Here is a 22,226-nt window from a genome sequence, read left to right as displayed (position 1 = left end):
CCGCGGAGGGCGTTTTCCACATGGAGGCCCCTTGCCCTTTTGCGGGCTGGCGCCGTTGCCGCACCCTTGAACCGTGGGGATCCATAGGACGCGAGACGGCTGGAGAATTTCGGCGGATCCGGACCACCTGGCCCAGCCGCTGTGGCATGCCCGGCACCGGGGGGAGCACCGGCAGCGACTCCTGCAGGCCTGGGACCTGCTTGCCGGCGCTGCGGCCGACATCGTGGCCCTGGCGCTGCCCGTGGAATGCGTCTGCTGCGGCAAAGAGGATCTGGCGTTGTGTGCCGGCTGCGAGCGCAGGCTTCGAATGCTCACCCGTCATCCCTCCCGGGCAGAGACCGGGGCGCCCGCGCTCATGGATACCGACGGCTCGGTCATCCTTCCTGTCGTGGCGGCGGGCATCTACCGCGAGGAGCTCTCACAGTCGATCCTGGCCTTCAAGCGCCACGGCCAGGGTCAGCTGCGGACGGTGCTGTCGAAGGTACTGGCCAGCGCACTCGCGGCAGCCTATGTGGGAACGGACGCTATGGTCCTCGTTCCGGTCCCAAGCAGCGGCAGCGCGTACCGGAAACGCGGGTTCAGTCCCGTCCATCTGCTGTTGGTCGGCGTCAGGCAAAGCTTCCACGGACCCCGCCCGGAATATAGGGACGCCCTGCGCAAGGTCAGGAACCGCGGAACTGGAATTGGCTTGACCGGAAACGGCCTGTCCGGAGGGCAGAAGGGACTCGGCAGGGGAGACAGGTCCCGAAGGGTCCGCGGCTCCATGCGCACCGCGCGGGGCGCCCCCGGACGCTCTCTGCGGGGGAGGGAGTGCATCATTATCGACGACGTCCTGACTACCGGCGCCACCCTGGCGGAGGCTGCCCGGGCCATCCACGAAGCCGGCGGAATCGTGCGCGGCGCCGTGGTCCTTGCCGCCACCCGCGCACCCGATGCGGTGGCTGGCCCGGCGCAGTCTCGGCATCCTGGGGGACTACCTGGGACGTAGCTGAGACATAGAAAAAAATAAACTGCGAAAGGATGAATAACTTGTTGCTATGAACTAACGTCGGATATGGGTACCAAGATCAGTTGTACCTTTCGATAGCGGCTCGGAAAGGGGCTCGACTGTCAATCAGATCGTCCCCCGGAAGTGCCGCCGTCGTGTCACCGAAGTCATTTGGAGGGCACCATGGAGTTCATGATCAGCGGACGAAATCTGACGGTCTCGGACCGATTCCGCGAATACGCCGGCGAGAAGATCTCGAAGATCGAATCGCTTGGGGACAAGGTCCAGAGGGTCGACGCGAAGGTTTCAAAGGAAACAAATGCGCGGCAGACCGGTGACCAGCTCACGGTTGAAGTGACAGTCCTGGGCCGCGGGCCCGTGATCCGTGCCGAAGCAAGCGCCGCAGATAAGTTCGCCGCGTTCGACCTCGCCTACAACAAGCTGCTTGAACGGCTGCGCAGGGCCAAGGACCGCAAGAAGGTCCACCACGGGCGGCACACGCCCAAGGCCGTACGCGAGGCAACTGCAACGCTGGAGCCGGCGAGCTCCAACCAGCCAATCTACGTCGAAGCGAGCAACAACACTCAGGCTGCTCCGAAACCGGCTGAGAAATCGCCGTACGACGTCGACAACGACATCCCCGCCGGCGACTCGCCGGTTCTGATTCGCCGCAAAGTGTTCCCGGCCGCGTCCCTTACCCTTGACGACGCCGTGGACAATATGGAACTCATCGGTCACGATTTTTACCTTTTCGTGGACAAGGCCACGAACGCGCCATCGGTTGTGTACCGGCGCCGCGGATGGACGTACGGGGTTATCACCCTGGACCATTACTGCGAGCCCGGCGAGAACACGCATGAAGAGAAAATCATTGCGTACCGCTCGGATGATGCGGCCGCAACTGCCTAAGATGGTGCCCAGGCAACGAAAGGGCTGACATGGGTGCATCGCTGAGCCTCTCGCAGGCCCGGCGGATCGCACTGGCAGCCCAGGGACTGGACAAAGGACGGCCCGCCGGCCCCGTGACCTCACGGGCGGTGGGCCGGACCTTTGCCCGGATTCACCTCGTACAGATCGATTCCGTCAACGTTCTGGCCCGGAGCCACTTCCTCCCGTTCTTTTCCAGGCTCGGTGACTATGACCGCTCCATCCTCCAGCAAATGGCAGGCAGGCACCCGCGGCGGATGATGGAGTACTGGGCGCACGAAGCCAGTTACATCCGGCCGGAACACTTCCTGGACCTGATGGTGTGGCAGAACCGCAGGTGGGTCGGGGCTTCAGGGATGGATCCAGGGCTGCGTTCCGGTGTGACCGGCAGGATCCTGGCCGCGCTCGCCGACGGCAGTCCCATGACGGCCGCCGAACTCACTGCCAGGCTCGGGCACGTTGAGGACCGTAAGCAAGTCAACTGGGGCTGGAACTGGAACGCCGTCAAGCGCGTGCTGGAGCACTTGTTTGAAGAGGGGGTCGTCTCGTCGGCGTCAAGGTCGGACCAGTTCGAACGGCAGTATGCCCTGACCCGGCAGGTTCTGCCCGGGCGAGACCTCGAAGCGGTACCTGACCCCTCGGCCGCCATGGACAGGCTCATCGATGCGGCGGCGCAGGCGCACGGTATCGGGACCGTACGGTGTTTCGCGGACTACTTCAGGACCCCGGTGAAGGCAGCCGCGGCCTCTGTCCAGCGACTTGTTGATGCCGGACGCCTGGAACCGGTGACAGTGGCAGGCTGGGATCGGAAGGTGTACCGCCACGCCCAGGCCCGGCTGCCGCGCCAGGCAGCCGGCAGGGCGCTGCTCAGCCCGTTCGATTCGCTGGTGTTTGAACGGCGCAGGCTTGAAGAGCTCTTCGATTTTCACTACCGGATCGAGATTTACACCCCGGTGGCAAAACGCCGCTTTGGCTATTACGTGCTCCCATTCCTGCTCCGCGACCGCATTGTGGCCAGGGTGGACCTTAAGGCAGACCGGGCAGCGGGGCTATTGCTTGCCAAGGCGTGCTTCGGTGAGCCGGACGCTCCGGCGGACACCGCCGTCGAACTCGCTGCCGAACTGCACCTGATGGCTCGTTGGCTAGGACTGGACGGCGTAGCCGTCTCGCCGGTGGGGGACCTTGCCCCCGCGGTAGCGGCTGCCATTAACGGCTATCCGCTGTGAGGGAACAGGACAACGTGCCGTGTGTCTCTCCCGTAGACTAAATCACGCCAGAATTCGGCAGCATGAGACTGGGAGCAACTTTACGTGGCATCACTAATCGAAAAAATTCTCCGCACAGGTGACAAAAAGCTCCTGAGGCAACTGCGGAACTATGCTGATTCCATTAACGCCCTCGAAGATTCGTTCCAAACCTTCACCGATGCGGAACTGCGTGAAGAAACAGACCGGCTCCGGGCGCGCCACCAGGATGGCGAGAAGCTCGATGACCTCCTGCCGGAAGCCTTCGCCGCCGTCCGTGAGGCGTCCTCCCGGACGCTCGGCATGCGGCACTTCGATGTCCAGCTCATGGGTGGCGCTGCCCTGCACTTGGGCAACATTGCAGAAATGAAGACCGGTGAAGGCAAGACGCTGGTGGCCACTGCTCCGGCCTACCTCAACGCCCTTACCGGAAATGGCGTGCACGTTGTCACCGTGAACGACTACCTGGCGGACTACCAGTCCGAACTCATGGGCCGTGTCTACCGCTTCCTGGGGCTCACCAGCGGCTGCATCCTCGCGAACCAGGACCCGTCCGTCCGCCGCGAGCAGTACGCTGCCGACATCACCTACGGCACCAACAACGAATTCGGCTTCGACTACCTCCGCGACAACATGGCCTGGGACAAGTCCGAACTGGTGCAGCGCGGCCACAACTTTGCGGTCGTCGATGAAGTCGACTCGATCCTTATCGACGAGGCCCGTACGCCGCTGATCATTTCCGGCCCGGCCCAGGGTGACACCAACCGCTGGTACAGCGAGTTCGCCAAGGTTGTCCTGCGCCTGCAGCCGGAGAAGGACTACGAAGTCGACGAGAAGAAGCGCACCGTCGGCGTGCTCGAAAGCGGCATCGAAAAGGTTGAGGACTACCTCGGCATCCAGAACCTCTACGAATCCGCCAACACGCCCCTGATCGGCTTCCTCAACAACGCCATCAAGGCCAAGGAGTTGTTCAAGCGGGACAAAGACTACGTCATCCTCGACGGCGAGGTCCTCATCGTTGACGAGCACACCGGCCGTATTCTGGCCGGCCGCCGCTACAACGAGGGCATGCACCAGGCGATCGAGGCCAAAGAGGGCGTCGAAATCAAGGCGGAGAACCAGACCCTCGCAACGGTGACGCTGCAGAACTACTTCCGCATGTACGACAAGCTCTCCGGCATGACCGGCACGGCCGAAACCGAAGCCGCCGAATTCATGGGCACGTACAAGCTCGGGGTGGTGGCCATCCCCACGAACCGCGACATGCAGCGGATCGACCAGTCCGATCTGGTGTACAAGAACGAAGCCGTCAAGTTCGAGGCCGTCGTCCGGGACATCGCCGAACGCCACGAGAATGGCCAGCCGGTCCTGGTGGGCACCACCAGCGTCGAAAAGAGCGAGTACCTCTCGCGCCTGCTGGCGAAGGAAGGCATCCGGCACGAGGTTCTCAACGCCAAGAACCACGCCCGTGAAGCTGCGATCGTGGCCCAGGCGGGACGCAAGGGCGCGGTCACCGTTGCCACCAACATGGCCGGCCGCGGCACGGACATCATGCTGGGCGGCAACGCCGAGTTCACCGCCATCGCCGAACTCGCCCAGCGGGGCCTTGACCCGGAAGAAAACTCCGACGAGTACGAGGCAGCCTGGCCCGGTGCGCTGGAGGCGTCGAAGAAGGCCGTCAAGGACGAGCACGAGGAAGTCCTGGGACTGGGTGGCCTGTATGTGCTGGGAACTGAGCGCCACGAATCCCGCCGGATCGACAACCAGCTCCGCGGCCGCTCGGGACGCCAGGGCGACCCCGGCGAGTCCCGCTTCTACCTGTCGCTGACCGACGACCTCATGCGCCTGTTTAACTCGGGTGCAGCAGAGCGGCTGATGAACAGCTCCGTGCCCGACGACGTGGCGCTGGAATCCAAGCTGGTTTCGCGTGCCATCGCTTCGGCCCAGGGGCAGGTTGAAGGCCGGAACGCCGAACAGCGCAAGAACGTCCTCAAGTACGACGACGTCCTCAACCGCCAGCGCGAAGCCATCTACGGCGACCGCCGCCGGATCCTGGAAGGCGATGACCTCCACGAAAAAGTGCAGTTCTTCCTGGAAGACACCATCAACGCACTGATCGACGAAGCAACCGCCGAGGGCAACGGCGACGACTGGGACTTCGACCAGCTCTGGACCAACCTTAAGACGCTTTACCCCGTCACCGTGACGCCGCACGATGTCATCGACGAGGCAGGCGGCAAGTCGCGCATCACCGTGGAGTTCCTGAAGGAAGAAATCATGTCTGATGCCAAGCTGGTGTATCAGGCACGCGAGGAAGCCATCGGCTCCGAGAGCATGCGTGAACTCGAGCGGCGTGTTGTGCTCTCCGTCATCGGGCGGAAGTGGCAGGAACACCTGTACGAGATGGACTACCTCAAGGAGGGCATCGGCCTGCGTGCCATGGCCCAGCGTGATCCGCTGGTGGAATACCAGCGTGAAGGTTTCACGATGTTCCAGTCCATGATGGAAGCCATCCGGGAGGAGAGCGTCGGCTTCCTCTTCAACCTCGAAGTGGAAGTCACCCCGGCCGAGGACGTCGTGGTTGCCGATGCCGCCGGCGGCCATACCGAACACCACGAGCCGCAAATCCGCGCCGCCGGTCTTGAAGCGCCGGAGAAGCCCGCCCAGCTCCAGTACACCGCGCCCCGGGAGGACGGCGGAGCCGAGACCCGGATCGAGGGCCGGGCTGCCGGCCGCTCGGGCAACCCCGCCAAGGCCGCTTCCCAGGACCGGCGCGACGGGAAGAAGAAAAAGCGCTAGCCAGAGGATATGACAGGAAGGGACCGGAGCAGGAGCTCCGGTCCCTTCCTTTTGGCGTCAGCCAATCTCCAGTGCAGTGACGCGCCAGACGTTCTTGCTGCGTTCCAGCCGGAGGGCGACTGCCCGGACTCGCAGTTCATCGATCACCACGGCGCTGGCCTCGTACACGTCCGGTGTCACCTCGCATGCGCGGACCGAGCGGACTGACGCGTTGCGGTGGAGCAGCCCCATTTTCCGGGGAGCCCGGGCAGTCACCCGCCGGGTGAGGGCCGCCCGGTGCTGGAGCGCGGAGAGGCAGCGCTGATCCAGCCGCCGTGCCAGCTGGTGGATTGGCCTTGTTCCCGCCAGGACTTCAATGGCGGCCTGGACTGTTGCCCTGGTGATGGCGCAAATTTCGCGCGCCTCGTCTCCGGGGCCGGCTTGTGCAGCCGGTACGGGCTCAAGAACAGCGTTTCCTGCACGCCGTATCGGAGTTACTGCAGTCATGATCGGTCCTTCGGTAGAGGCTGGCTTGGGAAGGCCGCGAGAGGGGCGGCGGCCGCGGGATCGGTGGCGCGAAAGGAACGCATGCCAACGCCGCTTACGGCGGCGGAGGGCTGAGGAGCTGGCCCGGGAGAATGACGTTGGGATCGGCTCCGATGACATTCCGGTTGGTCTGGTACCAGAGCGGCCAGCGGGCTGCTATATCCAGCTCGGAAGCACCGGGCCCCAGTTCGCGCGCGGCGATGGTCCACAGTGATTCTCCGGCCCGTACGGTTACCTCGCGGCGGGCACTGGCCCGCTCAGCCGTTGCCCTGGCGGGCAATGAGGTGACGAGGCCGGGTTCCACAACGGGGGCGCGCGGCTTCCATTGGGGCTGGAGTTCGCTGCCTTCCAAGACGGATCTTTCGGTGAGGCCGGAGCCCGCGGAGCGGCCGACGGGTACGCCCGGCCGCCCGTCAGCCAGGGGCGCCCATGCTGCGGACAGGGACGACCCGTTGTTCGAGGAAAGGGCTCCGGCGGGCAAGGTATCCGCATGGGCGAGCGGTGCGCCGAGAAGCTGCACGCCCACCGCGGCCATCGCCAGCCTGCGCATGAAAACGGGGGTGAACCGCCCCGTGGCGCGGGCGGCGGTATGGTGCCCGGTCCGGTCCAGGAGTGCGGACGCAAAGGCCGTAGCCAAGGACAGCAGCCACCAGGCGATGACTGTCAGCCCGGCGGCGAGGGCCAGCAGGCCAATCAGGTCGTCGAACTGCAAAGCCTGCTGGCGTGCAGCGGACTGCCACCAATGGTCAACGATCCGAGCGCCAGTGAAAGCCAGAAAGACTCCAAGCCCTAGGATGACGACCGCCAGGGCGGCTTCTGCCCCCACCGGGCGCTGTACCTCTGCCGCCATGACATCCCCCACTAGTGCATTTGATGCAGTTTGATCAACTTTGATGTGTTTGATCCCGATGGAGCAAGTTTGCGGCAGCTGTATCTCTGTTGTCTATGGAGATAGGAAAGTTTGTGGATTAATTGACCGCCCTCGCGGGCGCGCCTACGCTGTCGCCATGCGATGGAATGCACTCTTTCAGGATCTTGAGCTGCAGCTTGCCGAGGCCGGGGTCCTGGGCCTGGAGTCCGAGATTGCCGAGCGATCCCGGGCAGACACGGCTGCCATCGCGCTCGATGACAGGCTGCGGGGATCCCTGGGATGCCGCATTGGCATCCATCTGAGCTCGGGACCGGTCCTTGTCGGCACCCTCAGCCATGCCGGATCGGAAAGCCTGGTCATCGACGAGGCGGCGCACCAGGTGCTTGTTCCGTACGCCGCCGTGGGCCACTACACCGGACTCGGGCGGTTCGCGGTGGGCGAGGCATCCCCCGTGCGCCGGAAACTGGGCCTTGCCAGCGCGCTGCGGGGGCTGGCGCGGGACAGGGCTGAACTTACCGTCCTGATGGCGGGCCGGTCACCGGATGTGCAGCTCTCGGGTGTGATTGACAGGGTGGGGCGGGACTTTTTTGACCTCGCCATGACGCTGCCAGGAGAAGCGCGCAGGGCTGGCCGGGTGGCCGATGTGGCTACGGTCCCGTTTCGGGCGCTGGGCGCGCTCCGCTCACGGCGCGGAGGGGAACTCTGACCGCTTCTGGCAGGGAATCCAGCGTCCGGCCCGGAAGCCGCCCGTGCTCAAACCGACTTGGACTTGGCCTCTTGAATCATGCGGCTTGCCTCGGCATAACGCCCTTCGATGTACTGCTCAAGCATCTTTTCCTCGACCCGCCACTGGCCGCGGCCACCCACCTGGATTGCCTTCAGTTCGCCGCTGCGGACCAGGGCATACGCTGCCGGCGCATTGATCTGAAGCTGCTCGGCCACATCTGCAAGCGTAAGGAATCGGGGCATAGTCCAATTGTGCCACCGCTGGGCGCGGGTGATGCCGTTATCCACAGTTTGATGTTGTTTGCCCGAATACCTTTCCGATTGAGCAGGCATGCCGTAACAATAATCATGACCGGCGCGATTGAAGCGCCCAGGCGTCAAGGGGGAGCAGTACGCATGAGTGCAAGCACGGCGGCCACCGGAGCCCGGCTGAAGAAGCCTTCCTGGAAGGATCCGAGGCTTCTGGTGGGCGTGCTCCTTGTCCTCGCCTCTGTTGTCGGAGTCGTTGCGCTCGTCGGCAGCGCGGACCGGACCACAGAGGTGTTTGCCGCCCGTGAGGCAATCGCAGTCGGTCAGAAACTCACTCCTGACAACATCAGCCGGGTCAAGGTGCGCCTGGGCGACATTGAAGCGCACTACGTCACAGCGGCCTCAGGCGTTCCCGAAGGCCAGGTGGCCGTCCAGCGGATTGCCAAGGACCAGTTGGTTCCCCGTGAAAGCCTGGGCAGTGTCGACGCTCTGGACCGGAAACCCGTGGCCGTCACGGTTCAGGAGGCCTTGCCGGAGCAGGCAGTAGCGGGTACCCGGGTTGACGTCTGGGTCTCCATGCCTGACGCCCGGAACGGTTTTGCCGAACCGAAGCTGCTGCTCCCGGGCGCGGAAATCGGGGAGGTCTCACAAGGATCCACCGCCCTTGGCGCTTCGAAATCCACGGTTCTGATGGTCCTGGTGGGGGATGAGCAGATGGCCTCCCTCCTCGGCGCGCAGGCGAACGAGGCCAAGATCTCCGTGGTGTGGAATCCCGGCGGGGCCGCCAAGTGAGCATTCCGGTTGTCACCGTCGGTGAGTCGCAGGAAGATCTGGTGGGCGGACTGGAGCGGCTCCACGGTCCCGTCACAGTAGTCCGGCGCTGCGCGGAGATCGCAGAACTGCTGGCTGCCTGCCAGAGCGGGCTGGCCCGGGCGGCTGTTGTTGCCGAGGGAAGTCGGGACCTGACTGCCTCGCTGGCGGACAGGCTCGCCGCAGTAGGCGTAGTGATCATTGCTCTGACCGACAGCCCTGAGGAGCGGTTGAGGCTCCGTGGCATCGGAGTCACGGCGGCGCCCTCGACCGTTGAATCCACAGCACTGGCGGAGAGCATTGCCGACGCCGTCAGCAGGCATGCAGGCTCGAGCCCGGCAGGGCTGACTCCCGGCGCCGGTCCCGGTTACAGCACGGGATTCGCGGATGCCGGTGCGGCCCTGCGCCCGGAGGCTGCCGTCGCCGAATCGGAGCCGGCTCTTGTCGGAACCGGCAGGGTCCTGGCGGTGTGGGGGCCGGCCGGTGCACCCGGCAGAACCCTGGTGGCCGTCAACATCGCGGGGGAGCTGGCTGCGGAAGGCAAGTCCGTCCTGCTGGTCGACGCCGACAGCTACGGGGCCAGCGTCGCCAGCGTCCTCGGGCTCCTGGACGAAGCGGCGGGTCTGGCGCAGGCCTGCCGGCTGGCCGACCAGGGCCTCCTGGACCGGGAGGCACTGCTCCGCGTCGCCGTACCGGTTACTGCCACGGCCGGGACTTTTCGGGTTCTGACCGGAATTACCCGAGCCGACCGCTGGACCGAGCTGCGGGCGGCCGCGCTGGCGCTTGTCTTGGACCGGGCACGGGAAGTGGCCGACTTCATCGTGGTCGACGCCGGTTTCTGCCTTGAGGCCGACGAGGAGCTGAGCTTTGACACCATGGCACCGCGACGCAACGCCGCGACGCTCAGGAGCCTTGAGGTGGCCGATACCGTGATCGCGGTCGGTTCCGCGGATCCGGTCGGTGTTCCCCGCCTGGTCAGGGGGCTGGCGGAACTGGAAGGTTCCGTGCCGGGGATCTGCCCCGAGGTGGTGCTCAACAAGGTGCGGGCCTCGGCTGTGGGCCGTTCACCGGAACGTCAGCTCCGCGACGCGTGGGACCGGTTCGGCCCGTCGGTGAGCATAAAAGCCTTCCTTCCATGGGACCCTGGCGCTACAGACGCGGCGTTGCTATCCGGGTCGTTATTGCTGGAATCGGCTCCGGACTCCCGACTTCGGTCGGCGATCGCGGAATTAGTTTGTGCACCTGCCCAGCAAAAACGCCGATCCTCTGTGTTTTCCTCCACAGCAAGGCGCAGTCTGACGGGCTAGGCTCACGGTGAGGGCTGCAAGGAAGCAGCTGCAAACTGTGTGATGGAGGCGTGTGTCGATGTCGTCTGGGTCCAGCGTGGAGGATCAGTCCCGTCCAATCGGAGCCGAAGAAGGCTTCTTTGCGGACTACTACGAGCATCTGGCGGAGGAGGACGCGCGCGCTTACCCGCACGAGCTGCTGACAGCGCGGGCTGAGACCCACCGCGCAGTGGGTTTTGAACGCCGGCCGGGGAGCGCCAACATCTCGATCGTTCCGGAGGGCGACCACAGCGTTGTATACATCGTCACCGACGACATGCCTTTCCTGGTGGATTCAGTCAACGCTGAGCTGGTACGGCAAAATTCGGCCATCCACCTTGTGCAGCACCCCATGTTCGTGGTCACGCGCAACCGCGAAACCAACGAACTCGTCAAGGTGGACAGGGTCCCGTCCAGCATCGGCATCTCCAGCGGCGACACCGCAGCGCTGCCCGTCCTGTCCCACCTGATTGCCCAGGGCGATAACGCGTCCCACATGGAATCCTGGATTGCCGTCGAGATCGGCCGAGCCAGTGACGAAGCCGCTGAGCAGTTGCAGGAAGGGCTGGAACGCGTCCTCGGAGACGTTAGGGCCGCCGTCGAAGACTGGCCGAAAATGCGCAACAAGGCAATACAGATCGCCCAGCACCTGGACAAGGTGGCGCACCCGGCTCAGATCGCTGAGCTGCGCCAGGCCCAGGACTTGCTCCGCTGGCTCGATGAGGGCAACTTCACGTTCCTCGGCTACCGCGAATATGACCTGGTCAACGAAGAGGGCGAGGATGTCCTGGAGCTGCGCGAGGACAGCGGCCTCGGCCTGCTGCGGGCGCACCACGACACCCGTCAGGTGCAGCATCTGACCGACGCGGGCAGGCGCAAGGCCCGGGAAAAGCGTGCCCTGGTCGTCACCAAAGCCAATTCCCGCTCGACGGTGCACCGGCCTGCATACCTGGACTACATCGGCGTGAAAAGCTTCGATGCCGCGGGCAACGTCAACGGCGAACAGCGTTTCATCGGACTGTTTGCCACCAGTGCGTACACCGACTCGGTGCGCAACATCCCGATTGTCCGGGAAAAGGTCGACGCCGTGCTGCGCGGCGCCGGTTTCCCGCCGGACTCGCACTCCGGCAAGGACCTGCTGGGCATCCTGGAAACGTACCCCCGGGACGAGCTCTTCCAAATCGAAGTTCCCGACCTTGCCGCTACGGCAAAGGGGATCCAGCGGCTGCAGGAACGGCGCCGGACACGGCTCTTCCTCCGGCCGGATATCTACGGCCGGTTCATGTCCGCCGTCGTCTATCTCCCCCGCGACCGCTACACCACCAATGTGCGGCTGCGGATCGAGCAGGAACTTCGCGAGACCTTCCATGCCGAATCCATTGACTACGAGGCGCGGATGACGGAATCGGCCCTCGCCCGTCTGTTCTTCCGCATCCGCCTGCCCAAGGGCGCGGACGTCAGCCACGTCAACACCGACGCGCTGGAAAAGCGGCTCGTCCGGGCTGCCCGGTCCTGGAGTGAAGGGATCGCCGAGGTACTCCGCGAGCGGAGCGCCGACGACGGCGCCAATGAACTGGCGGCCATCTGGGCCGAGGCTTTCCCGGCGGGCTACCGCGTCGACTACGAAATCGAAGATGCCCTCGAGGACATCGCCCGGTTTGAACAGTACGGGGCCGCGGCCGAGCGAACTGTTGGCGCCCGGCAGGAACGGCCGGGTGTCCATGTCTATCTTCCGGAAGGAGCCGGTGCCACTCTCGAGGAGGATGCCAGGGTCAAGCTGTACATGCTGGAGCCGAAGAGCCTGAGCCAGATCCTTCCCTATTTCCACAACCTAGGGCTGGAGGTGCTCGACGAGCGGCCGTTCGAGATCGAGACTGCCGACCGCCGGGACTTCTTCCTTTACGACCTCGGACTGAAGTACCCAACTGGGGTGGATCCGGTGTCCACGGGCCGGCTGCTGGCGGATTCCTTCGGGGCGGCGGTTTCCGGCGCTGTCGAATCCGACAGTTTTGACCGGCTGGTGCTTCGCGAGGGTATGACGTGGCGGCAGGTCATCGTGCTGCGAGCCTACGCCAAGTACATGCGGCAAATGGGAAACACCAACTCGTTTGAGTTCATGGCCGATACCCTGCTGGCCAATCCGGAGGTCACCCTCGGACTCATTGCCCTGTTCGAGGCACGCTTCGACCCCGAGCTTCCCGAGGCCGAGCGGGCGCAGAAGCAGGCGGCCGTCCGCGCCCGGCTGGCGGCGTCGATCGACGACGTCGCCACGCTGGACGCCGACCGCGTGGTCCGGACGTTCACGAACCTGATCGAATCAACCCTGCGCACCAACTTTTACCAGGACAAACCGCACCTGAGCTTCAAGCTCAACCCTTCAGCCATTGAGGGGCTGCCCTTCCCGCGGCCCATGTTTGAAATCTGGGTTTACTCTCCCCGGGTCGAGGGCGTTCACCTGCGCTTCGGCAAGGTGGCCCGCGGCGGCCTCCGCTGGTCGGACCGGCGGGAAGACTTCCGGACGGAGATCCTGGGTCTGGTCAAGGCGCAGACGGTCAAGAATGCCGTGATCGTTCCAACGGGCGCAAAGGGCGGGTTCTTTGCCAAGCGGCTGCCGGATCCCGCCAAGGACAGGTCGGCCTGGATGGCGGAGGGCGTCGAAAGCTACAAGACGTTTATCCGCGGACTGCTGGACATCACGGACAACCTCGTTACGGAAGCCGACGGCGAACGGCTCGTCCCGCCGTCGAACGTTGTACGGCACGACGGCGACGACTCCTACCTGGTGGTCGCAGCAGACAAGGGCACGGCATCCTTCTCTGACATTGCGAACGGACTGGCCGCGGACTACGGATTCTGGCTGGGCGACGCCTTCGCCTCCGGCGGTTCGGTGGGATATGACCACAAGGCCATGGGCATCACCGCCCGGGGTGCCTGGGAGTCGGTCAAGCGGCACTTCAGCGAGCTGGACCTGGACACGCAGTCCGAGCCCTTCACCGTGGTCGGCGTCGGCGACATGTCCGGGGACGTCTTCGGCAACGGAATGCTCCTGTCCAAGCACATCCGGCTGCTCGCGGCGTTCGACCACCGGCACATTTTCCTCGATCCGAACCCGGACGAGGCGAGCTCCTACACGGAACGGCAGCGGCTGTTCGAGCTGCCCCGGTCGTCGTGGGACGACTACGACAAGAGCCTGATCAGCGAAGGCGGCGGGGTCTACCCGCGGCAGGCCAAGTCGATTCCGGTCTCGACTCAGGTCCGGTCCGCGTTGGGCTTGCCTGAGGACACGACGCAGCTCAGCCCGCCCGAACTCCTGCGCGCCATCCTGCTCGCACCCGCGGACCTGCTTTACAACGGCGGCATCGGCACCTATGTGAAGGCCAGTTCCGAGACGCACGCCATGGTGGGTGACAAGTCCAACGATGCCATCCGGGTGGATGGCCGCGATCTTCGGGTCAAAGTTGTGGGCGAGGGCGGAAACCTCGGCATGACGCAGCGGGGCCGTATCGAAGCGGCGCTGCAGGGCGTCATCCTGAACACCGATGCCATCGACAACTCCGCCGGCGTCGACTGCTCTGACCACGAGGTCAACATCAAGATCTTCGTGGACCGGATGGTGGCTGCCGGCAAGCTCGACGCCGCCGAGCGCTCGGAGTTCCTCGCGGCGATGACCGACGAAGTGGGGCGGCTGGTCCTGGAAGACAACATCGACCAGAACATCCTGCTGCTGAACGACCGCCAGAAGGTCGCGGAATGGAGCCCGAGCTACGAGCGGCTGATGGACTGGCTGGAGAAGACGGCGGACCTGAACCGGGACCTGGAGGCACTGCCGTCCACCGCTGTCCTGCGCGAACGGCTGGAGCAGGGGCAGGGCCTTACCTCACCCGAACTGTCCGTGCTGGCCGCCTACGCCAAGATCGAACTGGCGACGGCCCTGCGCGACAGCGACCTGGCAGACGACCCGTGGTTCCGCGCGACGCTCCGGCAGTACTTCCCGGTCCAGCTCCGGGAGAAATTCGACGCCGAACTGGACACCCATCCGCTGCGCCGGGAAATCATCGCAACGGTCGTGGCCAACGACATGATCAACCTGGGCGGCATCACCTTTGCCTTCCGGACCATGGAGGAGACCTCGGCGAGCGAGGTGGCTGTGGCCAAGGCGTTCGTGGCACTGCGGGAAATCTACGAGCTCGACGTCATGGTGTCCGAGCTCAACGACCTGCCTGCTTCGTTCCCCACTGAGCACTGGAGCACCGTGCACCTCGATGTCCGGCGGCTGCTGGACCGTTCGGTGCGCTGGGTCCTTGCCCAGGGCAGCGCTTCGCGGCCCATCGCCGACATCGTCGCCGAGTTCCAGCCGCCGATGGAACCCATGCGGGCCCGGCTGCTGGACTACCTGCGCGGTGACGACCGCGAGCGCGTTGCCTCCTGGCTCGAGAAGGCGCGGTCGTGGGGCGTGCCCGAGGACCTGGGCCACCGCTGGGCAGAGCTGTTCGAGAGCTTTGTCCTGCTTGACATCGCAAAAATCGCGCACAGCCGAAAGGAGCCGGTGGAGGACATCGCCAACGTCTACTACACGGTGTTCAACCGGTTCCACGTGGACTCCCTGCTGGAGCGGATCAGTTCCCTGCCCCGGGCGGACCGCTGGCAGGCCCTGGCCCGTGCCGCTCTGCGCGATGACCTCTACTCGACCGTCTCAGACATGACGACGGCGGTCCTGGACTCGACCGACGAAGGGTCACCGGCCGAGGACAGGCTCAAGGCCTGGGAGCAGCTGAACGCGGAACATTTGGGCCGGGCGAAGAGCATGTTCGATGAGGTCAACGCCCTCGAAGCGGACGACATGGCCTCGCTCTCGGTAGCATTGAGGCTCTTGAGGTCAATCGTCCGACGCTAGGACAAGGTCCCGCCGTCGAAAAACTGGAGGTGCAGTGGCAATCTTTACGGACCCCATCAGGGAGCACGCTGATTTCGGGCCGGGGGATGCCGAGTGGCTGCACCTCCTGGTGGGCGACTGGCAGATGGTGGCCGATCTTGCGTTTGCCGACCTGGCTCTGTGGTTTCCCCACCCGGAGCACGGCTACGTTGCCCTGGCACACGTCAGGCCCTCCACGACGCATACGGTGTTCCACGCCGACTTCGTCGGGGAGGGCATCCGCTCGGACCTGCAGCCGCTGGTGGACAAGGCGTGGGAGAGCCGCACCATTGAGCGTTCCAGTGAGACGAACTGGAGCAGCGACATGGCACTGCGGGTCGAAGCCGTGCCGATGGTCAGGAACGGCCGGACGCTGGCGGTGGTCACCTCACACATGGACCTCTCCAGCTCGCGGATGCCGTCCAGGCTGGAGCTGACCTACCGCCAGTGTGCCTATGACCTGTTGCGCATGGGCACACTGGGTCTCTGGCCGGACTTCGCCTCGCCGACCGGCTCCCGCCGCGGGGCCCCGCGCGTGGGTGACGGCCTGATCCGCCTCGACGCCGAGGGCATCGTGCAGTACGCCAGCCCGAACGGGGTCTCGGCGTTCCGGCGCCTCGGCGACGGCGAATCACTCGAAGGGCGCTCTCTGGCTGAGGTTACGGCGGGTCTGCTGAGGGACCGCCGCATGGTGGACGAGACGCTGCCTCTTGTTGTCACCGGGCGGATGCCGTGGCGAAGCGAGATTGAATCCCGCGGCGTAAGCCTGTCGCTGCGCGCCATCCCGCTCCGCGACGAGCAGCAGCGTTTCGGTGCGCTGGTCCTCTGCCGTGACGTGTCCGAGCTGCGACGCCGCGAGATGGAGCTGGTCACGAAGGATGCCACGATCCGTGAAATCCACCATCGGGTCAAGAACAACCTGCAGACCGTTGCCGCGCTGCTGCGCATGCAGTCCCGTCGAATGGTCAGTGACGAGGCAAAGCAGGGGCTGGAACAGGCCATGCGACGCGTGGCAACGATTGCCCTGGTGCACGAGACGCTCTCGCAGGGGCTGACCCAAAGCGTGGACTTTGATGAACTGATCGGACGCCAGTTCCGCCTCTCTGCAGAAGTGGCCTCACCGTCCCAGCAAGTCCGGACGCAGCGGTCAGGTTTGTTCGGTGAGCTTCCCAGCGACTTCGCGACGCCGCTGGCGCTGGTGATCAACGAACTCGTCACCAATGCCGTCGAGCACGGACTGGAGGGACGCACCGGCACGGTGTGGCTGCTCGCCGACCGTTCAGCTGGCGACGACGATGAGGAACTTCTCACCGTCACTGTGGCGGACGACGGCGTGGGCTTGCCGGAGACGCCCCATGTGGAGGGCCTTGGGCTGCAGATTGTCCGGACGCTGGTCACGAGCGAACTCGGCGGCACCATCCAGTGGCAACCCCGCGAGGGCGGCGGCACGGCGGTGCAGATTGTCCTGAGTCTGGCAAGCCGCTAACACGACAAAGGCGACGGCCGCGGACCATGGGGTCCGCGGCCGTCGCCCTTTCTTTGAAGCTTTTGCTCGGGTGCCTTCGTTGCTGTGGTGCGCGTTAAGACGCGCGCCGGGCCCTGGCGGCGCGGCGCTTCAGCGCACGCCGCTCGTCCTCGCTCATGCCGCCCCACACGCCGGCATCCTGTCCGGACTCCAGCGCCCACTGCAGGCAAGTGTCAACGACCGGGCACCTGCGGCAGACGCTCTTGGCTTCCTCGATCTGCAAAAGGGCGGGGCCAGTATTACCTACGGGGAAAAACAGCTCCGGGTCCTTGTCGAGGCAGGCCGCGCGGTTACGCCAATCCATGCTGATCAGTCACTCCATTCCTGGGAAGTCAATACCCTTTGTGAAAATATTCACTAGGGCTTACAAAGGAAAGGGGCCCTGCAGGGCCCCCTTGGTCATCTGGATCAAGCGTTTCATGTTAACGCTGTGTAAACAAGGGGTAGTGGACCACGAAATCCCCAAGAAGCGTGAGCGATGCATCACATCGGCGGGCTGTCCCGCCGTGTGTCGACTATCTCGGGTAGTGTGCCAGTGTGTCAAGACCCCCAGAAGACCCGTCCGCCCCGTTCGCTGACGCCGGAGACGGTGGAGTGCCGGAGGACCAGGCTTCGGCCGGAACGGATCCTTCGGGCCCCGTCCGTCCCCGCGCCGCCGCCGTGATCTCTGGGATTGTGGCAGCCGAGGCCACGGCACTGCTGGGGGCAGCAGCCTGGTACGGTTTCCAGCTGGCCAGCGGTGCGCCTGTCATGTCGTTCTGGGGTGCCATTTTCACGCTCGGCCTGCTGCTGGCTTTTGCGTCGTGGCTGTATGCCGTTGCCGTGTTCCTGTTCCGGGGCTTCCGCTGGCCGAGGGCCGGTGCGCTGGTGGCCCAGCTGTTCGTGCTGACCATCGGCTTCCCCACGCTCACCGGCGGATTCCCGGTGGCCGGCGCCGCGATGCTGATCCCGGCCGCCACGGCCATCGTCCTGCTGTTCGACAAGCGTGTGATCCGCTTCGCCTCCCGTGCCGCTTCCGCTCCGCCGGCACTTTAACGCCTCCTGACGTCGCCGGCCAGCGCCAGTTGAACGGGCACCGCCATGCCGTCCGCCACGAGCAGGGCGCGTCCTGGCGCGGGATGGGGATCCAGCTCCATCCGCAGGCCGAAGATGTCGCCGTCAAGGGGACTCCGGGGGGCAATAAGGATGCCTCTGCCGCCACTGCGGGCCGCCAGCGCGAGCGGGACACGCTGCATCAGTGACTGGCTGAACGCGGCTGAGAAAACTATCGCCCAGCCGCGACTGTTCAGCTCCACGAGCTGCTGCTGGGAGGTGGCAGGCAGCATGTCGGCGTCATCGACGAGGACTACGGCGTCCGTGTGCAGGCTTCCTTCTACGGCGTCACGGTGGAGCGCAGCCCAAAAGTCGCCCGGATTGGACTCTGGGCCGGGGCGCAGCCACCCGGTCACCGACGGGTTGAGCGCCGGCAGGGAAGCGAGGAACGAGGACTTGCCCGAACCGGCGCTGCCCAGCACGGCAAGGACAGCGCCTCCCGGCAGGCGCACCCCGGCAGGGGCAGGTTCGTCCCCGCCCACACCGACCACCAGGCACCGGGCGGCTGTACGCACCGGGCGAGCCGCTGCGGGATTTGATCCATTCGGAGGCACGTCTGAAGCAGGACCATCGGAAACAGCGTCGCCTGAAGCTAGATCCGCTCTGGGCATTCGTGAGAGTACTTCCGCCACAGAGAGCTGCACGGGAAGGGGATCCACGCGGAAGGGCTTGACCCGCACCGGCCCCTGCATCGCTTCGCCGAGGGCAATGACAGTTCCGGAACCGGCACGTCGACGTCCTGGGACATAGAGCTGGCAGACCGCCTGGCGCCCGGCCGACAAAGCACCGGATGCCACGGCCCGGCCCGGAACTGGCGGAAGGTCGGGCATCTTGGGCCATGCCAGCCTGCTCTCGGCGCTGGCGCCCCGCGGGCAGTAGATGCGGTTGGGGATGGCTGGAAAGAACCGCGACGTCACGAGTTCCCGGTCGCCGGAGATCGCCACGGTGATTCCGGCACGGTGACCGTCCCGGACGATGTCCTGGACATGGTCCTCGGCACGGGTCAGGGGACCGGAGCGGAGGGCCGACAGCCAGGAGCCCCAGCCTGAAATGACCAGCACCAGCGGCGGCCCGAAGGCTGCCGGGAGCCGGCTGAGCCGCTCGGATGCTTCGGCCGCCAGACGCTCCAGGAGGCGCACACCGCGGCGGAGGTCGTCGAGGTTTACAAAGGACCCGGCGCGGTGCGCGCCCGCCAGGCCCGCCAAGGACCCGTCCGCATCGAGGGCATAGAGGTGGCATTCCGTGGGATGGGCCAGCAGCTGCTGCATTGCCATTGACATAGCGTGGGCGGCATCACCGGATCCTGCGCCGATCAGCGCCAAATGCCCATCGGCTCCGGGCCGCCAGGTGAGACCGGCTAGCCGCTGCTCCTCGGGCAGGTCCAGCAAGCCCAGCCCTACGGCCAAGTCCCCGGCTGTCCCCAGCACGGCGTCTGCAGGGACGGTGTCTGCCGGCACGGCGCCCGCAGGGACGAGCCTCGCAGGGACGGCGCCGACAGGGACGAGGCCATCTTGGGTGAATGCGGCCAGATCGGCGGGACCGGCCAGCACGTCCGGCAGCGGCGGAGCCAGCGGACGGCGCACCGGGGAACCCCCCATGCCGGCCCATAAGGAGGCAGTCAGCTCAACCACGGGCCTGGCGGCGTCCGACGGGGTTGCCGGCGGAAGGCTGCTGCCGGTGACAGAAGGCAGCATCGCCAGCGCCGCGGTGGCCTCAAACACCCTGACCCGGCAAGTCGCAGGATCCTCGCCGGTGGTGGCAATTGATGCCGACTGGAACTCCTCGGCAGTTTCGGCGCCCCTGGCCAGGTAGGCGCGGCCCGGCCTGTTGACGGGTATTGCCGATGCCGCATTGGTGCCAATCACATCGGCTGACTCGTGCGCGGACTGCACCCGAAGGGCGATGCTTGTGGTGACGTTCGCGCGGATGTCCGCTGTGAGAGCCCCCTGCGGGCGCTGGGTCGCCATGATCAGGTGGATGCCCAGCGAGCGGCCAATGGCCGCGATCCTCATCAGCTCGGTCAGGGTCCCTGGGGCGTCCTCGACGAGCATCCGGAACTCATCGATGATGAGGATCAGCTGGGGGAGGGGCGGTCCGCCGGCAGAGGACAGGCGGTAGGCGGCCAAGTCCGGGGCACGGGCGGCGGCGAGCAGCTGCTCACGCCTGCGGACTTCTGCCCGCAGTGACACAATCGTGCGCTCCAGCTGGTTGCTGGCGAGGTCCGTCAGCATGCCGACGCAGTGCGGGATGCCAGTCAGCGGACTGAGTCCGGAGCCGCCCTTGAAGTCGAAGAAGAGGACACTGACGCGGTCCGGCGGGTAGCACAGGGCGAGCCCGGCGGTAATCGTGCGAAGCAGTTCCGATTTCCCGGCACCTGTGGTGCCCGCAACGAGGACGTGCGGGCCATCCGCCTCAAGATCCAGGACACGCACTCGCCGGTCGGTGCGGCCCAGGGGGATGGTGAGTCCTGGCTCCAGCCTGCCTGCCGCCCAGCGCTTGGCGGTCGCAGGAACCGACAGGTCAAGGACATCGCCCAGCCCGCAGCTCGCAGGCAGGGGACGTCCGTCGGCCGGCATGTCAGGGAGGGACTGGCGGTATGTCCGGCAGTAGCGGTCGAAAACGCCGGAGGGCACCAGGTCTGCAACGAAGCGGTGATGCCTGGCCCGCGCCCGAAGCATGGCTCCGCGCTCGCCGAGTTCAATGTCGTTTTCCGCTGGCTGTCCCCGGCCCGGCAGGTGGACCACGCGCCAGCCGAGACCGCGGGCTGTTGCGATGATGCCGGCCTCCAGGGTGCCCTCTTCTGCTTCGCCGAAGAGCAGGAGAATGCGGGACACATCCTGTCCGCCGGACGTGTCCGTCACGGCCGCCAGGGTGTCAGGGATCGTTGAATGGAGTGAGACGCCGGGAAGAAACCGCGCAGCGAGCGGCAGGACAGCAGCCGGTCCATGAATCGCGATCCGGGTACCCCGGGCCAGCGGATATCCCGTGAGCTGCATGATGAACGAGTGGACCAGACCGCGAACCTCCGGCTCTGGCCCCCGGACGGAAAGGACCGCGAGGCTCGGATCAAGGAGCAGTGGCACCGCCCCCAGCTCGGGGTGTTTGAAGCCCGGCTGGTCCGGTTCCAGGCGTATGTTGGCCAGTTGATCAGCCAGGCCGAGTCTGAGCCAGACGCCCGGCGCAGGCCTTGGCGCTCCCTTGTACTTTGACGTCTCCCGTTCGGAGTTCCGGCCGGTGCCGGCAGGGCTCCGAGCGGGAACCCCAGCGCTCAGTGCAAGAACAGCAGCGGACGGTGCGGACCGCCGTCGTCGATCCAGATCCTGCGCAACTGCCACCGCGACTGCCGATCTGAGCTCCCGGCGCTGCCGGGCGCCCGAGAACACCGGGACAAGTAGAGTTACGGCCGACACCGCCGTGAAGGCCAGAAACATCCACGACCCCGTCACCAGCGCCAGCCCCACACCTATGAGCACGGGGAGAACCGCCCCGAGGAGCAGCATGGACCGGTCCGCCGGCACAGCCGGGTGTGACACGGTCAGCGGCTCCGCCACAGAGCTCCCAGCGAACCCAAGCTCAGCGTCCCGTGCCCCTGACGGCGCAGCCAACACGAGCGACATGGACGAATTGCCGCAGCGAATTCGGGAACCGATCGCGACGGCCGTTTTTGACACCCGTTTGCCGTCGACCTCGGTTCCGTTAATGCTGCCAAGGTCCACAAGGGTGAGTGACGTATCCGAGACCTCGAGTCTGGCGTGCTCGCGGGAGAGATCGGCATCCGGAATCGTCAGTTCGGCGTTGGTCCGGCCGATTCGGTAGCTTCCCCGTCGCAGCGGAAGAACAGAGCCTGCAGCGGGGCCGCTGTCCACCGCGAGGAGCACGGCAGCGGGAAGTTCGCCGGCGGGTCGCGCCCCGGCAACGGCGGCGTCGGACCCGCCTCCGATGGAAGGACCATCCACCAGAACAGCCCCATTGACGAGGGGGCTCCTGCCGACTGTCAACAAGCCCAGGCGCCTGCCCTCCACCGACAGCCTGCCGGTCTGGAAGCGGGGCGAGAGTTCGGTCTCCAGATCGGACCCTGGGCACCCGTCCGGCGCCGAGACCGTCAGCTCGACCGGTCCACCCCGGGATAGGGACCCGGGAGCGCGCACCAGGGTGCATTGCAGTTCCATTCGTATCCGCCTTTCCGGGCCCTTTTGGTGGAAACGCTAGCCCTCATAACATGCGAGCGGATCC

Annotated in this window: 15 protein-coding genes; 10 read left to right on the top strand and 5 right to left on the bottom strand. The window is 65.7% G+C overall.

Annotated features, from left to right (window positions below):
- Window positions 1-73 precede the first annotated feature (73 nt).
- The 4 genes from J7I85_RS16265 (at window position 74) to secA (ending at window position 5,958) form a co-directional block, all read left to right on the top strand.
- Window positions 74-988 carry a ComF family protein gene (locus J7I85_RS16265; RefSeq protein WP_214853569.1) on the top strand — a complete coding sequence of 305 codons (915 nt, stop codon included), beginning with the start codon at window positions 74-76 and terminating at the stop codon, window positions 986-988.
- A gap of 183 nt (window positions 989-1,171) precedes the next feature.
- Window positions 1,172-1,897: a ribosome hibernation-promoting factor, HPF/YfiA family gene (gene hpf, locus J7I85_RS16260; protein ID WP_214853566.1), complete on the top strand. Its 726-nt coding sequence runs from the start codon at window positions 1,172-1,174 to the stop codon at window positions 1,895-1,897.
- A gap of 29 nt (window positions 1,898-1,926) precedes the next feature.
- Window positions 1,927-3,141, top strand: a complete 1,215-nt coding sequence (locus J7I85_RS16255; RefSeq protein WP_214853563.1) for a winged helix-turn-helix domain-containing protein — start codon at window positions 1,927-1,929, stop codon at window positions 3,139-3,141.
- 84 nt (window positions 3,142-3,225) lie between these two features.
- Window positions 3,226-5,958 (top strand): preprotein translocase subunit SecA, encoded by a 2,733-nt coding sequence (secA, locus tag J7I85_RS16250; RefSeq protein ID WP_214853560.1) that lies wholly within the window; start codon window positions 3,226-3,228, stop codon window positions 5,956-5,958.
- A 57-nt stretch (window positions 5,959-6,015) separates the two neighbouring features.
- Here secA and J7I85_RS16245 read toward each other — a convergent pair whose 3' ends face one another.
- A complete protein-coding gene (locus J7I85_RS16245; RefSeq protein WP_251024426.1) occupies window positions 6,016-6,444 on the bottom strand; it encodes an Rv3235 family protein in 429 nt (142 codons plus the stop codon).
- 94 nt (window positions 6,445-6,538) lie between these two features.
- Window positions 6,539-7,333 (bottom strand): LysM peptidoglycan-binding domain-containing protein, encoded by a 795-nt coding sequence (locus J7I85_RS16240; protein WP_214853557.1) that lies wholly within the window; start codon window positions 7,331-7,333, stop codon window positions 6,539-6,541.
- 157 nt (window positions 7,334-7,490) lie between these two features.
- Here J7I85_RS16240 and J7I85_RS16235 point away from each other — a divergent pair, with 157 nt between their 5' ends.
- Window positions 7,491-8,060 (top strand): hypothetical protein, encoded by a 570-nt coding sequence (locus J7I85_RS16235; RefSeq protein WP_214853555.1) that lies wholly within the window; start codon window positions 7,491-7,493, stop codon window positions 8,058-8,060.
- A gap of 47 nt (window positions 8,061-8,107) precedes the next feature.
- Here the strand turns inward: J7I85_RS16235 and J7I85_RS16230 are convergent, their stop codons facing one another.
- Window positions 8,108-8,323, bottom strand: coding sequence for a helix-turn-helix domain-containing protein (locus J7I85_RS16230; protein WP_214853920.1), 216 nt, complete (start codon window positions 8,321-8,323; stop codon window positions 8,108-8,110).
- 153 nt (window positions 8,324-8,476) lie between these two features.
- Here J7I85_RS16230 and J7I85_RS16225 point away from each other — a divergent pair, with 153 nt between their 5' ends.
- From J7I85_RS16225 to J7I85_RS16210, 4 genes are read left to right on the top strand one after another with little or no spacing between them, the layout of a single operon-like run.
- Complete coding sequence (locus J7I85_RS16225; RefSeq protein ID WP_214853552.1) at window positions 8,477-9,121, top strand: SAF domain-containing protein; 645 nt, start codon at window positions 8,477-8,479, stop codon at window positions 9,119-9,121.
- Entirely contained in the window at window positions 9,118-10,446 is a 1,329-nt protein-coding gene (locus J7I85_RS16220; RefSeq protein ID WP_214853550.1) for a chromosome partitioning protein, read from the top strand. Before J7I85_RS16225 ends, J7I85_RS16220 begins: the two co-directional genes overlap by 4 nt.
- Window positions 10,447-10,504: 58 nt before the next feature.
- Window positions 10,505-15,358 (top strand): NAD-glutamate dehydrogenase, encoded by a 4,854-nt coding sequence (locus J7I85_RS16215; RefSeq protein WP_214853917.1) that lies wholly within the window; start codon window positions 10,505-10,507, stop codon window positions 15,356-15,358.
- Window positions 15,359-15,392: 34 nt separating this feature from the next.
- Entirely contained in the window at window positions 15,393-16,862 is a 1,470-nt protein-coding gene (locus tag J7I85_RS16210; RefSeq protein ID WP_214853547.1) for a sensor histidine kinase, read from the top strand.
- Window positions 16,863-16,956: 94 nt separating this feature from the next.
- Here the strand turns inward: J7I85_RS16210 and J7I85_RS16205 are convergent, their stop codons facing one another.
- The gene (locus J7I85_RS16205; RefSeq protein ID WP_003804966.1) at window positions 16,957-17,205 is read right to left on the bottom strand and encodes a WhiB family transcriptional regulator; all 249 of its coding nucleotides are present in this window, start codon (window positions 17,203-17,205) and stop codon (window positions 16,957-16,959) included.
- 233 nt (window positions 17,206-17,438) lie between these two features.
- On the opposite strand from J7I85_RS16205, the gene J7I85_RS16200 reads away from it, so the two are divergent.
- Window positions 17,439-17,936 carry a hypothetical protein gene (locus J7I85_RS16200; RefSeq protein WP_373427291.1) on the top strand — a complete coding sequence of 166 codons (498 nt, stop codon included), beginning with the start codon at window positions 17,439-17,441 and terminating at the stop codon, window positions 17,934-17,936.
- On the opposite strand, the gene J7I85_RS16195 is transcribed toward J7I85_RS16200, so the two are convergent.
- Window positions 17,933-22,162, bottom strand: a complete 4,230-nt coding sequence (locus tag J7I85_RS16195) for an FtsK/SpoIIIE domain-containing protein (protein WP_214853543.1) — start codon at window positions 22,160-22,162, stop codon at window positions 17,933-17,935. The genes J7I85_RS16200 and J7I85_RS16195 overlap by 4 nt on opposite strands.
- Between the last annotated feature and the right edge of the window lie 64 nt (window positions 22,163-22,226).

Source organism: Arthrobacter sp. ISL-65 (assembly GCF_018613795.1).
Classification (GTDB): Bacteria; Actinomycetota; Actinomycetes; order Actinomycetales; family Micrococcaceae; genus Arthrobacter.
This window is presented reverse-complemented; position numbering and strand designations above follow the sequence as displayed.

Excerpts from the sequence above, each read along its gene's own strand:
- J7I85_RS16230 (WP_214853920.1), bottom strand. The coding sequence starts at position 8,323 with ATGCCCCGATTCCTTACGCTTGCAGATGTGGCCGAGCAGCTTCAGATC.
- J7I85_RS16245 (WP_251024426.1), bottom strand. The coding sequence starts at position 6,444 with ATGACTGCAGTAACTCCGATACGGCGTGCAGGAAACGCTGTTCTTGAG.
- J7I85_RS16225 (WP_214853552.1), top strand. The coding sequence starts at position 8,477 with ATGAGTGCAAGCACGGCGGCCACCGGAGCCCGGCTGAAGAAGCCTTCC.
- hpf (WP_214853566.1), top strand. The coding sequence starts at position 1,172 with ATGGAGTTCATGATCAGCGGACGAAATCTGACGGTCTCGGACCGATTC.
- J7I85_RS16205 (WP_003804966.1), bottom strand. The coding sequence starts at position 17,205 with ATGGATTGGCGTAACCGCGCGGCCTGCCTCGACAAGGACCCGGAGCTG.
- J7I85_RS16215 (WP_214853917.1), top strand. The coding sequence starts at position 10,505 with ATGTCGTCTGGGTCCAGCGTGGAGGATCAGTCCCGTCCAATCGGAGCC.
- J7I85_RS16195 (WP_214853543.1), bottom strand. The coding sequence starts at position 22,162 with ATGGAACTGCAATGCACCCTGGTGCGCGCTCCCGGGTCCCTATCCCGG.
- J7I85_RS16235 (WP_214853555.1), top strand. The coding sequence starts at position 7,491 with ATGCGATGGAATGCACTCTTTCAGGATCTTGAGCTGCAGCTTGCCGAG.
- J7I85_RS16240 (WP_214853557.1), bottom strand. The coding sequence starts at position 7,333 with ATGGCGGCAGAGGTACAGCGCCCGGTGGGGGCAGAAGCCGCCCTGGCG.
- J7I85_RS16255 (WP_214853563.1), top strand. The coding sequence starts at position 1,927 with ATGGGTGCATCGCTGAGCCTCTCGCAGGCCCGGCGGATCGCACTGGCA.